Below are 14,930 nucleotides of genomic sequence, written 5' to 3' on the forward strand. Positions count from 1 at the left end.
AGCTTATGAGGTTAATTAAAATTGTATTCTTCTTTTTTACAGTTCTGCAGATTTTAAATGTTCAGGCTCAGGAAAAAAGCGGTTATATTCCGTTAACGCAACAGGAAAGACAAAAAGTAGAAACACTACTGAGCAAAATGACTTTAGAAGAAAAAGCGCATCAGCTCGCGTCGTTTTATCCAAATGCAAATAAGAGATTAAATATTCCTCATATGCAAGCGGGCGAATGCCTGCATGGCGTAGTTGCGGCCGGAACGACTTCCTTTCCACAAGCGATATCGATAGCCAGTTCATGGGATCCTTCGCTGGTAGAAAGAGTTTCTACAGTGATTGCAAAAGAAGCAAGGGCCTTAGGTATTCATCATTGTTATACCCCAATGCTTGGTGTTTTGCGTGATGCACGCTGGGGTCGTTTTGAAGAAGGTTATGCTGAAGATGCTTATTTGGTTAGTAAAATTGGCGTGGCTTTTATCAATGGTCTGCAAGGTCGTGGCAAAGAACGATTCGGTAAAGATCGTGTGGTGGCAACAGCAAAACATTTTGTAGCCGACAGCGAACCATTGCTGGGGGCCAATGGTGCTGCGGTCGAAATTTCTCTCCGCAGTTTACATGAAATCCATCTCCCACCTTTCCGAGCTGCTGTAGAAGAAGCGCAGATAGGCTCGGTAATGCCTGCACATCATACTTTAAACGGGGTGCCTTGCCACATCAATACTTATACTTTAAACGATGTATTTAGAAAAGAATATGGCTTTGATGGGCTAGGCGTTTCTGATAACAATGATCTAAGATGGGTGCAGGACCGTTTGTTCGCTACTGAAACTCGGGAAGAAACCATCAGAAAAGCCCTCGAAGCAGGCGTGCACACCGAACTGGCTTTTAAACAGACCTGGGCCGATAAAAGAATGTACGGCCCACCACTGGTTGCAGCCGTTAAAAATGGAAAAGTACCTGTGAAACTGCTGGGCGATGCAGTTAGAAAAGTGCTGGAATTTAAGATTGCCCTGCATCTTGATGAAGAAGAGAACCCCTTGGGTAAAGAAATGACCGAATTGCAAAAAGGTACAAAAGACGCTGATGTAAATGCAGATGTGTTTTTTTCGCAGATTGATGGTTCGTTATCTAGCCCAAGGTCAAACTATAAAACTGTATTAAACAATCCCGCACATGATGCGCTGGCTCTTGAAGCCGCTCGTAAAAGTCTTATTCTGCTAAAAAACAATAACCTTTTACCCTTTAAAAAAGGTCAGTTCAAAAAGATAGCAGTAATAGGTCCTAATGCCGATACCATCCGACTAGGAACTTATTCAACCCAGCAGCCCAAACATTTCATCACTGTAAAACAAGGGATTGAAAGGGCAGTAGGCAAAAATACACAGGTATTGTACGCAAAAGGTACCGATATACAGCATCCTAAAGACGCCCAGGTCGCAGAAGCGGTTGCTATTGCCAAAGAGGCTGATGTATGCATTCTGGTATTGGGAGATGACGATAAAACCGTCATGGAAAATGTAGATCGGGATGATATCTCTTTACCGGGCGACCAGGATAAGTTGATGCAAGCCATTATGGCTACTGGTAAACCGGTCGTACTGGTTTTATTACACGGTCGCCCTGCTGCCATTCAGTGGGCTAAAGATCATGTTCCGGTTATATTAGACGGTTGGTTTCTTGGTCAGGAAACAGGTACTGTCATCGCAGAAGCTATCTTTGGCGACATCAATCCATCTGGAAAATTAACAGTTACTATTCCTCGTAATGTTGGACAGGTTCCTGCGTTTTACAATACTTTAATTCCAGGTAGACCAAGAATGATGTGGGGGACTGTTGAAGGTGCTACTTATCCATTTGGCTATGGATTAAGCTATACGCAATTTAAGTATGGGGAAGTAAAACTCTCTAAGGCCAGTATGAAAGCCAATGAAACCGTTTTTGCCGAGGTTGAAATAACCAATACCGGTAAAATGGCGGGCGACGAAATTGTCCAGCTTTATCTTCGAGATGACATTTCTTCATTAGCAAGGCCAATTAAAGAATTAAAAGGATTTAAACGAATTAGTCTACGTCCCGGCGAAACCCAAAAAGTTTCTCTACCGATTACCTCGCGTTCGCTCGAATTCTGGAAAGATGGAAAATGGATTGCCGAAGCCGGCAGCTTCACGGTAATGATGGGGCCAAATTCTGAGGAACTCAAAACAATTAAGTTGCAGCTAGTTCACTAAATGACAATTTAAAGCTTGAAATATGTATAGACGGCACTTTTTATCTTTAATACCTTCTACAGCACTAATGGGGTTGGGTTTAAATGCTACCGCTGTCGAAGTCGGTGTTCAGAAACCATTCAATGGAACCGAAAATCCGGAAGACAGAAAATATTGGGTAAATGTCATGACCCGAATAGCAGCGCCGGTTCTGAACAATTTAAGTAAAGGAACACTTAAAAAGAATATGCCGGTTGAGGTAAACCCAGCCAGTACTTACGATCGTACAACTGTAACTTACCTGGAAGCCTTTGGCCGATTAATGGCCGGTATGGCTCCATGGCTCGAGCTTGGAGTAGATGGAACGGAAGAAGGAAAGTTAAGAGGAAAGTACATTTTACTGGCTCGTGAAAGTTTAGCCAATGCAGTCGATCCGATGTCCCCAGATTTTATGCAGTTTACCTCTCAGAAGTATGAACAGGCATTAGTAGATGCTTCTTTCCTCGCGCAAGCGTTGATAAGGGCGCCTAAAGAACTTTGGGAACCCTTATCAGCTAAAACGAAAAGTGATGTCATCAAGGCGCTTAAGTCGACCCGCAACATCAAGCCTACTTACAACAACTGGCTTCTTTTTACCGCCATGATAGAAAGCTTTCTGATGCGTATAGATGAAGATGCTGATGTGGTAAGGATAGATTATGCGATTAAAAAACTAGAAGAGTGGTATAAGGGAGACGGGATATATGGAGATGGACCGAAGTTTCATTTCGATTACTATAATAGCTATGTCATACATCCTATGCTCATGGATATTGTAAAAACTGTGGTTGATAAAGGGCTGGAAAAATCAGAGGTGTACGATACCATTTTAAAAAGAGCCATAAGGTATGCTGATATTCAGGAAAGATCTATATCACCTGAGGGTACGTTTCCACCGGTGGGTAGATCATTAGTATACCGTTTCGGTGCATTACAGGGCCTTGCCCAAATTGCTTTAATCAATAAGTTGCCTCCATTCATCAGCCCGGCACAAGTTAGAGGAGCAATGTCACTAGTCATTAAACGCATGATAGAAGCCCCGGGCACTTTTGATAAAAATGGCTGGCTAACCATAGGTTTCTGTGGGCATCAGATAGATCTTGGAGAGTATTATATGTCAACCGGAAGTTTATATCTGTGTACAGTTGGTCTGCTTCCCCTGGGACTACCTCCAAAAGATGTATTCTGGACTGCAGCACAAGAACCCTGGACGGCAAAAAAAATCTGGGGGGGAGTAAATATGCCCGCCGACCATTCTATTCCCTAAAACAATTAAATAAAGACATACGCTTGAACAAGATGTTAACCCCTTAAAATAAACCAGCTAAACTGCAGAAAGGATATGCCTATGATTTAAACCGGATACTATTTTAACTTTTCAATCCGCCAGCGCAAATGAGAAGTAAACCAACCTAATTCAGAACGAAAGTAGAAAGAACCAAACAAACCTCTGTTTTCGTGAATCATAACAATTAACCAAGTTATACCACATGAAAAAAATATCCATTTTTCTTGCATGTATACTAATGTGCAGCACCATTTCGGTACTGGCAGTCCATACAAAAATGGAGCGTGTTTTTAACCACAACACCACAATTGATACATACAGACAAACCCAGCAGCGTGTAGTTACAGGAACAATATATGATGAAAGCGGACTTAGCCTTCCCGGAGCTACTGTCAAAGTAAAAGGAAGCGAGCGTGGCGCTGTCACCAATATAGACGGAAAATATACCATTCAAATTAACAGTGACACAGAAATGCTGATTTTTTCCTATATCGGCTATATCAGTCAGCAAATCACCATCGGTGATAAAAAAATATTGGACGTAAAACTATTACCTAATCCTAAAAATGCACTGGACGAAGTTTCCGTAGTGGCTTTTGGGGTCCAGAAAAAGGAAAGCGTGATCGGTTCCATCACCACAGTAAAGCCAGGAGATCTTAAAGTCCCCTCCAGCAACCTTACTACGGCACTTGCCGGACGGGTGGCTGGTGTGATTGCCTACCAGCGCAGTGGAGAGCCGGGGGCCGACAATGCCGACTTCTTCGTACGCGGGATCACCACCTTTGGTACCAATACCAAACCATTGATCCTGATTGATGGTATTGAACTGACCACGACGGACCTGGCACGATTGCAAACGGATGATATTGCAACTTTCTCTATTATGAAAGATGCCACCGCAACGGCACTTTACGGTGCCCGTGGTGCCAATGGTGTTATCCTTGTCACCACCAAGCAGGGGGTAGCAGGTAAGGCAAAAGTTTCGTTAAGAGTAGAGAACTCTGCCAGCGCAGCAACCAGCAATGTTGAACTGGCCGACCCCGTAACCTATATGAAATTGGCCAACGAAGCAACGGCCACTAGAAGCGCGATCACACCGATCCCTTATCTGGAAGATAAAATAGAAAATACGGCAAATGGAGTCAACCCACTGATTTTTCCTGCCAATGACTGGAGGGAAATGATGTTTAAAGATTATGCGACTACACAGCGCTATAATTTAAATGTAAGCGGAGGCGGTACCGTAGCACGATATTATGTTGCAGGATCTTTTAGTAAAGACAATGGCCTGCTTAAAGTAGATAATAAAAACAATTTCAATAACAATATTGACTTCAAAACATATTCCCTACGATCCAATGTTAATATTGACCTCACCAAATCGACAGAGTTAATCGTTCGGCTGAGTGGAAATTTCGACGATTATAATGGCCCGATTGATGGCGCTACATCAATGTACAGAAAGGTGATGCGCTCAAACCCGGTACTTTTCCCCGCCTACTATCCACTGGATGAAGATCATAAATTTGTCAGGCACATCATGTTTGGAAACTCGGGATTGACCAATGCTTTTGTAAATCCCTACGCAGATATGGTGAGGGGCTATCGCGATGAAAGCCGATCTCAGATGCTGGCGCAATTTGAACTCAAACAAGGCTTGTCGTCTATTGTTGAAGGACTTTCCGCGCGGGCGATGGTTAACTTAACCAGGACCTCCAATTTTAGTTATTCCAGGGCTTATAATCCATTCTACTACCAACTTGCCGGCTATGATCTGTTGACCAATCAATATTCCATCTCCCAGGCAAATACCACAGGTACAGAATACCTGGGCTTTACAGAAGGCCCCAAAACTTTAAACTCTACGTTTTACTTTGAATCCACCGTAAATTACAACAGGACTTTTGCTTCCAAACATGAAGTTGGTGGTTTATTGGTCATGATTGCCAGGGAAAGTCTTGGTGGTGCCAATGCGCAGAATATATTCCAATCCCTGCCGTCCAGAAATTTAGGTATTTCAGGCCGGACAACCTATGCCTATGACAGAAGATATTTTGCAGAATTTAACTTCGGATATAATGGGTCTGAAAGATTTGCAGAGCACAATAGATTTGGATTTTTCCCTTCGGCAGGCTTAGCCTGGAGTGCTTCCAATGAGAAATTCTTTGAACCCTTAAAAAAGGTGGTGACTAACCTGAGGTTCCGTTATACATACGGCCTCGTAGGTAATGATCAGATCGGTGATGTCGATGACCGTTTCTTTTACTTGTCCAACACAGATTTAAACAATGTTGGCCGTAGGGGAGTTTTTGGAAGGGATCTCAACGAAATCAAGAATGGGGTGGTCGTACTGAGGTATGCCAATCCAAATATTACCTGGGAACGCGCAACCAAACAAAACGTAGCGATGGAATTGAGCCTGTTTGGAAAAGCCAATGTCGTTGCAGAATATTTTACAGAAAAACGGGATAATATCCTCATGTCCAGGGCTTCCATTCCCAATACCATGGGTCTTTCGTCTGTTTCCCGATCTAATTTAGGTAAAGCAAATGGTAGAGGTGTAGATATCTCATTAGACATGCAACACGCCTGGTCCAAAGATTTATGGCTCTCTGTACGTGGAAACTTTACCTATGCAACCAGTAAATACGAGGTGTACGAAGAACCTCAATATGCTGAACCATGGAAATACAGGGTAGGAAACTCTCTGCAGCAGAATTTCGGATATATAGCAGAACGCCTGTTTATAGACGATCAGGAAGCAGCGAATTCACCCCGACAAGAGTTTGGTGGCGTATATGGAGGTGGCGATATCAAATATACAGATGTAAACCGGGATGGGAAAGTGAACGAAGCTGATATGGTACCTATTGGAAATCCTACAGTTCCGGAGGTGGTCTATGGATTTGGATTTTCGTTAAGTTATAAAAAGTTCGACTTTTCTGCCTTTGCACAAGGCTCAGCTAACCAGTCATTTTGGATTGATCCAGCCGCAACCGCACCGTTTGTCCCTTACTATTACAGTACCGCAGAACAGAACTCCGGAATTCAGTATACCAATCAATTGTTACAGGCCTATGCCGACAGTTATTGGTCTGAAGAGAATAGGAACGTTTATGCCACATTACCCAGACTCAGCAATACACCAAATGCGAATAACAGTCAGGTGAGTACCTGGTATATGCGTAATGCTGCATTTTTAAGGCTAAAACAAGTTGAAGTAGGGTATACTTTTCCTAAAGGCATAGTGGATCGAATCAAAGCTGCTAACTTCCGGGTGTACGCCAGCGCAACCAATTTGTTGATGTTCAGTAATTTCAAAATATGGGATGCTGAAATGGCAGGAAACGGTTTGGGTTATCCCTTGCAGAAGGTTTTCAACCTAGGCCTCAATTTAACCTTTTAATAGCTAATCATATGTATGACATGAAATATTTAAGAAAAGGAAACTGGTGCTTAAAAGCAGCCATCCTTATTTTTTTCTCTACATTCAGCTCTTGTAAAAAGTATTTGGATATCATTCCTGATAACATTCCGACGATCGACAATTCGTTTACCATGCGATCAGAAGCGGAGAAATATTTATATACCTGTTACGCTTACATGCCTAAAGACGGAAATCTGGAGCAGGATCCTTCGCTGTTAGGTGGAGATGAAATCTGGGCGATAGACGGCCCGCCACGGCCTACGTTTAACCACCGCATATTCGACATCGCACAAGGCAGGCAGGCTACGGTGAATCCAAAAGGGGACAGCAACTCGCCATTAGATACGTATAGCATCTGGGTCAATCTTTACCGTGGATTGCGGGATTGCAATATCTTCCTGGAAAATATTGTTAAGGTTCCTGATCTTCGTGAAGAGGAAAGAAACCAGTGGATCGCAGAAGTGAAATTCCTGAAAGCCTACTACCATTTTTACCTGGTAAGGATGTATGGTCCCATTCCGCTGATCAAAGAAAATTTGCCTGTTGAAGTTGACGTCTCTAAAGTGAAAATTTCAAGAGTACCGGTAGATGAGTGTTTTGCTTACATCGTACAATTGCTCAATGAGGCTAAAGATGATCTGCCGCCAATTGTTAACGATCCCGTGAAAATGCTGGGAAGGATCACCAAACCAATTGCTTATGCTTTAAAAGCTAAAGTTTTAGTTACTGCCGCCAGTCCGCTCTATAATGGAAATACCGAACAGGCAACTTTGAAAAATCCAGATGGCGTTCAGTTGTTTAACCAGCAATATGTGGCAGCGCGGTGGGATGATGCGGTGTTGGCCTGTAAAGAAGCAATAGAAGTTTGTGAAGGCGCAGGACATCGCTTGTATAAATTCGATAGGGCAAGTTCTACTTCTGTACTAACAGATCAGATCGTACAGCAATTGAGTATCAGGAATGCTTTCGCAGAAAGGTGGAATACGGAAGTAATTTGGGGGAATAGCCAAAGTTTATCTGCTAATATTCAGCGCATCGCCACTCCAAATGTTGATTTTCGATACCAGGACAATAGCGTTATCGGTTATGAACTTGCACCACCATTGAAAATCGCAGACATGTTTTATTCCAAAAATGGAATCCCGATAGAAGAAGATGCCAGCTGGAATGTCAATCAGCCTGCTATAAAAGCGGGTACCACAGCCGATCAGCGGTATATCAAGCTGAATTACGAAACTTCATCAACAAATTTCGACCGTGAACCCCGTTTTTATGCAAACCTGGGATTTGACGGGGGCGTATGGTATGGTCAGGGTTATTATAATGATGCTGTACCAACAGGTACTTATTACGTTTCCGCTAAAAAGGGACAGCCCAATGGTAAAGGTAAGCCCGACTATGGTTCTGTAACCGGCTACTTTATCAAAAAGTATGTGCATTTTCAGAATACGCAAGGTGCGGGAAATGATTATAGCGTCACCGATTACCCATGGCCGATATTCAGACTGGCACAATTGTATCTCCTGTATGCCGAGGCTTTAAATGAAAAGGAAGGGCCAGGAAATGAAGCTTATAAGTACATTAATTTGGTTCGTGAAAGAGCAGGCTTGCAAACGGTGGAACTGGCCTGGTCTACCTATTCAACTAATAAAACCAAGTATACAACGCAGCCGGGTTTGAGGGCTATTATTCATAGGGAGTCCTTAATAGAGCTAGCTTTCGAGGGGGCCCGTTTCTGGGACCTGAGGAGGTGGAAAGAAGCACCGCAGGAATATGTTAAGCCCATACAGGGTTGGGATATTGAACAGGCGACAGCTACACTTTATTATCGCAAAAAACTGATCTTTTCCCCAAGGTTCGGATTGAAAGATTATTTCTGGCCGATTAGAGACAACAACATATTAAACAATAGAAACCTCGTTCAAAACATAGGTTGGTAGTATTCATAACTTTAAATTAAAATGTGATGAAAAAAATATTGTATATCGCCTTTACATTGCTAACCGCTCTGAGCGTGTATGGCTGTAAAGAAGATCCAAGGCTAGACCATAGTAATCCAGATGCTCCTGCGCCACAACAAGTAACCGATTTTAAACATGAAAATACGCCTGGAGGGGCCAATATTACTTATAAACTGAATTCTGACCTTAACCTCGCCTATGTGAAAGCCATATATGAGATTCAGCCTGGGGTATTTAAGGAATCGAAATCTTCTATTTATACCGATACGCTGAAACTGGAAGGTTTCGGAGAAGTCAAAGAATATGATGTGAAAATTATCAGTGTAGGTAGAAATGCAAAAGAGTCAGCACCTGTTGTAGTTAAAATTAATCCGCTGAGCCCACCCGTTGCCCTGGCATTCGATGACCTGACAATGGAAGCCGGCTTTGGGGGCATTAAGGTCAAACTTAAAAATACGCTGGAAGCTAATCTCGCTATCGTGATTGATGCAGATACTACCGGCACCGGCCTTTTAAGACCTTTGCAAACTTTTTACACGAAATCTGCTGCGGGTTCTTATTCAGTTAGGGGGCTTTCTGCCACCCAAAAGAAGTTTTCCGTGTACCTCAGGGACCGTTGGGGTAATAAATCCCTGGCAATTGTAAAGGACCTGACCCCGCTGTTCGAGCAGCGTGTGCCTAAGCCTTTCGGAATGTATGCATTGCCAACAGATCAGGCGGCATTAAGTACGAACGTACTCGCAAATATATGGGATGGCTTAGTCAACACTTCCATTTATGCTTCTGCAAACAATTCGCCAATTCCACAATGGTTTACCATTGACCTTAAAGTACCAGTTGTACTGAGCCGGATGAAAGCTCACCAAAGGACTTCGCCCTATACCTATACAGGTGCAAACGTGAAAGTATTTGAACTATATGGCTCCAATGCTCCTGCATTAGACGGTAGTTGGGCTTCCTGGACACTCATTGGTAAATTTGATTCATTTAAACCATCAGGACCTGGTGTCTTGACCTCGGAGGATCATAACTATGCATTTATCAATGGGGAAGATTTCGAAATGCCAGAGATTCCGCCCGCATATCGTTACCTGCGCTTCAAAACGCTGGAAACCTGGGGCGGAACAGGTCAGGTCACCATTGCTGAAGTCACTTTTTGGGGTAAATTATAAATTTTAAGCAGTTCATATGAAGACCAAAATATTTTTATCAATTGCATTAACAGGTGCTTGTACATTTCTCGCCTGTAAAAAAATGGACAGCACTTATGCGCAATATGTTGTGCCGGATGGGATTATCTACCCTGGTAAAGCTACTGCGCCCAGCGTTAAATCAGGGCTAAATAAGGTACAGCTTTCCTGGCTCCGGGGCTCAGATCCGAAGGTAGTCAAAGCGAGGGTTTTCTGGAATAACTTTACAGATTCTGTAGAATTGGCTATCCCTGCAGATCAGCCGGTAATTAGTTATACCGTCAATAATCTCATAGAAAATTTTTACAGTTTCACCATTAAGACCTACGACAAAGAAGGACGTGTTTCAGTCCCTGTTGAAGTTTCGGGAGCCGCGTTGGGAGACCGTTATCGTTCCACCTTACTAAACCGTGTAGTCAGCTCCTCTACTTTTAACCTGGCAAATACACTTTCGCTACAGTTTGAGCCTGTATTGCCAGGCAGTTCAATTGTAAATACAGAAATTGAATATACCACGACAACCGGAGCATTGAAGACGGTGACCGTTCTGCCGGGCACTTTGGCTCTGCAGCTAACCGACTATCAAACTGAGACTGGTTATAAGCTGAGAACCCAACATCTGGAAGCTAATGTAGTTGATCCTTTCTTCTCAAACGACCAGCTGGTTGAAAATTTTTTACTCAACAAATCTGAATGGCGCGTTATTGATTTCTCTTCCCAAAATCCGGATGCCAATAATATCAGTATCCCGGCAAACATGATTGACGGTAATCCGGCTACCCGATGGGTTTCATTGGCCACAACTTCAAGATATCCGCACCATATTACTGTGGATTTTGGGGCCTTAAGGACTATCAAAACCGTAAGCCTTTGGCGATGGGTGCAAGCTACGCCTGATGAACGCGGACCTAATGTGGTGCAGTATCTGGGAAGTACAAATAACGTTACATGGACAGATCTGGGAACTTACAATTTTGACCGCTTAACCAATAATGAACAGGTATTTACAATTCCTAATCTTCCAAAAGTACGCTACCTTAAAGTAGTGGCTGTAAGTGGACCACAGACGTTCGTGGTTTTAGGCGAAGTAAATGTGAGCGTAAAATAAATCAAACCCGGTTTAAATGGAAAGACTATGAAAAGCAAAGTAATAATATGCTCCTTATGCGGGATAATCGCCCTGACACTGCAAGTGGGAAATGCTTCTGCCCAAAAAAAGAATGGTGTGCCACACGATACAAAGTTTAGCGGATATCCAACAAGAGATCCTGGTTTCGATGTACGGCCAGGCTTCCTTAATCCACCTAAAGGATATGGAAATGTTCCCTTTTTTTGGTGGAATGGGGATACGCTTTCCCGTGCGCGCTTAACCGAACAGCTAGATATTCTAAAGGAATCGGCTACGGATGGATTCGCTGTTAGCTACCTCCACACTGATCCAAAGGGTGCTGATTATGAGTTTAATAAAAAGAATGGCTACGGACTTTATGGAAGAACGGAGGCCGGTAATCCAGCTGTATATTCGGATGAGTGGTGGAAAACATGGAACTGGTTTTCAGGTGAGGCTGCCAAAAGAGGCATGGCGGTAGGTTTAGACGATTACACAATTGGCTGGGTAGGCAATGGATATTCAACGGATGAGGTACGAGATCTAGATAAATTCAAATCGTACAAAGGAGCACTAACGATTAAAGTAGATAGCATTATAGCAAATGCAAGCCTAAAAATTACAGTTCCACCAAATGTGGTAAGTATCACCGCATGGCCTGTAAAAACTGGTTCTGCAAAATTTATAGACCTTAAGAACAAAGTTAAAAATGGGACAGTAGCGTTTAAGGCACCAAAAGGGGCGGACTGGAAAGTTTATACCGTTTTGGCTGGAAACAACTATATGCTGCATCCAGATCATGGTAAAGAATTGGTTAAACATTATTTTCAGCGCTTTGAAGACAAGATGGATGCGCAAGGCAGAAAAGGAATGAACTATTTCTTTCAGGACGAACTGTTCGTACCATTTAACATGAATACCTGGTCTGAAGATTTTGCTCAGCAGTTTAATCGCATAAAAGGCTATGATGTACTACCTTATCTGGCCGCGTTAAAAGAAAATATCGGCGCAATCACCCCAAAGATACGTATGGATTATGCAGATGTGCTGATGGAGCTGGCAGAAGAAAGATATTTTAAGCCCATTTATGACTGGCATGCCAGTCGTGGTCTTATTTATGGTTCAGATAACCTGGATCGAGGACTGGAACCGCTCAATTATGTAGACTATTTTCGTGTAGAAAGCTGGTATACCGCACCAGGAAATGATGCCCCGGCCAGAGGCTCTTCTTTTATACAGACCAAGGTATCCAGTTCCGTTGCACATTTGTATAAGCGTCCACGCACCTGGCTGGAGGCCTTTCACAGCATGGGCTGGGGCAGTAGTGGCGAATGGCTGACCGAACAGCTGGACCATCATTTTATTGCAGGAGGTAATCTCATTTGTATGCATGGCCTCTATTACACTACGCATGGTGGATGGTGGGAATGGGCACCACCCGATTTTCACTACCGTATGCCTTACTGGCCGCACATGAAGAAATGGCTGGAATATGGTGAACGTTTAAGTTTTGTGATGAGTCAGGGTACTCACGTTAGTGATATCGCTTTGATGTACCCAACCGAATCAATGCAGGCTTTTCCCGGTACCCGACCTAATGTAAGTTTCGCCACCGCAAAAATATTAAGCAATGCTGGCCTGGATTATGATTTTATGGATTACAGGTCGCTCCTTAAAACGGAGATCAGTGACAAATCCCTGAAAGTATCAGATATGGCTTACAAGATCCTGATCCTACCTGACATGAAGGCAATGCATTATACGGCCCTCCAGCAGGTATTAAATTTTTATCGCAAAGGAGGAATAGTTGTAGCCACAGGTGCATTACCTGTAGCCAGTACACGTAAAGGCAGTAACGACCCGGAAGTTGATGCGATTGTTAAGGAAATTTTCGGTTTAACGGCTAAGGAACAGGAAGCAGGTAAAAAGACCGGTCTCCGTCAGAATGCTTCGGGAGGAAAAGGTTTACTTGTCGATACATTGAATATTGCAACCATACTGGCACAGCATATTACGCCGGATTTTATCCCCGGTGAAGGAGGAGGGAAGGTTCTGCATCGCAAAATCGGTGACAAAGACCTATATATGACCATGAATGTAAAACCAGGTAACGAAGTTTTTTACCGGATGCAGGGACGCCCTGAATTATGGGACGCTAAAACCGGGCAGACGAAAGTTTTACCCGTTGTTAAACAAACCAAAGAAGGTACCTTTATCCGCTCTGATGTGGGGTATACCAACTCATCTATTATTGTTTTTTCTCCCGGACAAGCAGTTATAGAAAATAAAAGACAGACTGAAGCTGCAGCGGTGGAGAAAAAACTGCTTGACGGGGACTGGAAAATAGAATTCCTGCCCACCATGAATAATAAATGGGGTGATTTTAGGTTGCCTGCCTCTGCAGAAAAGATTAGTACAGAAGCCCGTACCTTTAAATTTAATACAGGCAACAAAGTAGCTAAAGATTGGACAACTACAGCATTTTCTGACCAGAACTGGGAAGAAGGAATTTATGACTATGGATACCAGATGCAATGGCTGCTGGACTCTACAGAGAAAAATTTTGATAAACTAATACAAAAGGCTTTGGGAGGAAAACTAAATACCTGGAAACCTTATCACTTCTCCTGGCGGTTTGGTGTTTGGGACCATCCCGGGCCTCAAGGTTATCATGGGCTAAAAGCCCGAGTTAATGATGGTTTCCTGATTTTAGATGGTGCTGGCAGTCACTTGTTTAGTACGTTTGTGTATGCTCCTAAATCAGAACTCTACCAAGTGGAACTTGGAGAGCGGCAGCCTGACCGGTTTTATGTGGATGGGCAATTGTTGCAAGGGAAAGAGATTCAGCTTACTAAGGGTTGGCATGCGGTTTTGGCAGGCTATGAAAATGTGCCTAAAAAAGGCTTCAAAGTAGGTCCGAACTCTCGCGATGAACGGCCAAGAAGCGCCATTGTTTTTTTACCAGCTTCAAGTCCATTGCCAGAAAAAGTGTCGCCATACGCTAAAACATTAGCCATGCGCTGGTACAACGCTCCAAAGCTTATGTTCGACCCTGGTAAAGGCGAAAATAAGACCTATTGCTATCGTTTTAAATCTGCGCCCGGCTTGGAAAAAATGGAAATGGGGATTTATGGCAACAACCCTAAGATATGGATAGATGGCAAAGCACTGAGCAGCAAAAATATTGAATTGCTGAAAACTGAGCATGGATTGAATACCTATCGGGTTACGTTGTCAGAAAAGAAAGAGAAAGTTGCTCTGGTGGCGATGGAAATAGAAAACCAGATTGGAATTCAAGATGTCGCGGTATTCCCTTTTCCCATCAAACTGTTCTGTACATCGGGTTTACTGCCTGCTGGCGATTGGGCAGAAACAGGGCAAATGAGACATTATTCAGGAGGACTTTATTACCGGAAAACTATACCTATGACTACGGAGCAGCTCAAAGGAAAAGTTACTTTAGACCTAGGTGAGGTGGTAGCTACTTGTGCTGTTAAAGTGAATGGAAAAGAAGTGGTAACGATGATGTCTAAGCCCTATAAAGCCGACATCAGTTCGTTTCTGAAAGCTGGCGACAATGAGGTAGAGGTTTTGGTGTATAGCACTTTGTCTAATCATTATCAAACGATTCCTTCGGCTTATCGTGGAAATCCAAGAGCTGGCTTATTAGGGCCAGTTTATTTGGAACTGCAAAAATAAAATGATGCCTGGGCATA

General features: G+C 43.2%; 7 protein-coding genes. All 7 read left to right on the forward strand.

Going from position 1 to position 14,930, the window contains the following annotated elements; genetic code table 11:
- The first annotated feature begins 5 nt into the window (after positions 1-5).
- The 7 genes from BLS35_RS18180 to BLS35_RS18210 all read left to right on the forward strand — a co-directional run bounded on the left by BLS35_RS18180 (position 6) and on the right by BLS35_RS18210 (position 14,913).
- The gene (locus tag BLS35_RS18180; RefSeq protein ID WP_090783732.1) at positions 6-2,222 is read left to right on the forward strand and encodes a glycoside hydrolase family 3 C-terminal domain-containing protein; all 2,217 of its coding nucleotides are present in this window, start codon (positions 6-8) and stop codon (positions 2,220-2,222) included.
- A gap of 22 nt (positions 2,223-2,244) precedes the next feature.
- Positions 2,245-3,507 (forward strand): DUF2264 domain-containing protein, encoded by a 1,263-nt coding sequence (locus BLS35_RS18185; protein ID WP_090783734.1) that lies wholly within the window; start codon positions 2,245-2,247, stop codon positions 3,505-3,507.
- Positions 3,508-3,730: 223 nt separating this feature from the next.
- Entirely contained in the window at positions 3,731-6,934 is a 3,204-nt protein-coding gene (locus BLS35_RS18190) for a SusC/RagA family TonB-linked outer membrane protein (RefSeq protein WP_090783738.1), read from the forward strand.
- A 20-nt stretch (positions 6,935-6,954) separates the two neighbouring features.
- Positions 6,955-8,895: a RagB/SusD family nutrient uptake outer membrane protein gene (locus tag BLS35_RS18195; RefSeq protein ID WP_090783836.1), complete on the forward strand. Its 1,941-nt coding sequence runs from the start codon at positions 6,955-6,957 to the stop codon at positions 8,893-8,895.
- Positions 8,896-8,921: 26 nt separating this feature from the next.
- Positions 8,922-10,088, forward strand: a complete 1,167-nt coding sequence (locus tag BLS35_RS18200; protein WP_090783740.1) for a DUF5000 domain-containing lipoprotein — start codon at positions 8,922-8,924, stop codon at positions 10,086-10,088.
- 16 nt (positions 10,089-10,104) lie between these two features.
- Entirely contained in the window at positions 10,105-11,214 is a 1,110-nt protein-coding gene (locus tag BLS35_RS18205; RefSeq protein ID WP_090783742.1) for a DUF4998 domain-containing protein, read from the forward strand.
- Between the two features lie 27 nt (positions 11,215-11,241).
- The gene (locus tag BLS35_RS18210; protein WP_090783745.1) at positions 11,242-14,913 is read left to right on the forward strand and encodes a glycosyl hydrolase; all 3,672 of its coding nucleotides are present in this window, start codon (positions 11,242-11,244) and stop codon (positions 14,911-14,913) included.
- Positions 14,914-14,930: the final 17 nt, after the last annotated feature.

The organism is Pedobacter sp. ok626, assembly GCF_900100435.1.
Classification (GTDB): Bacteria; Bacteroidota; Bacteroidia; order Sphingobacteriales; family Sphingobacteriaceae; genus Pedobacter.

Excerpts from the sequence above, each read along its gene's own strand:
- BLS35_RS18200 (WP_090783740.1), top strand. The coding sequence starts at position 8,922 with ATGAAAAAAATATTGTATATCGCCTTTACATTGCTAACCGCTCTGAGC.
- BLS35_RS18205 (WP_090783742.1), top strand. The coding sequence starts at position 10,105 with ATGAAGACCAAAATATTTTTATCAATTGCATTAACAGGTGCTTGTACA.
- BLS35_RS18195 (WP_090783836.1), top strand. The coding sequence starts at position 6,955 with ATGAAATATTTAAGAAAAGGAAACTGGTGCTTAAAAGCAGCCATCCTT.
- BLS35_RS18210 (WP_090783745.1), top strand. The coding sequence starts at position 11,242 with ATGAAAAGCAAAGTAATAATATGCTCCTTATGCGGGATAATCGCCCTG.
- BLS35_RS18190 (WP_090783738.1), top strand. The coding sequence starts at position 3,731 with ATGAAAAAAATATCCATTTTTCTTGCATGTATACTAATGTGCAGCACC.
- BLS35_RS18185 (WP_090783734.1), top strand. The coding sequence starts at position 2,245 with ATGTATAGACGGCACTTTTTATCTTTAATACCTTCTACAGCACTAATG.
- BLS35_RS18180 (WP_090783732.1), top strand. The coding sequence starts at position 6 with ATGAGGTTAATTAAAATTGTATTCTTCTTTTTTACAGTTCTGCAGATT.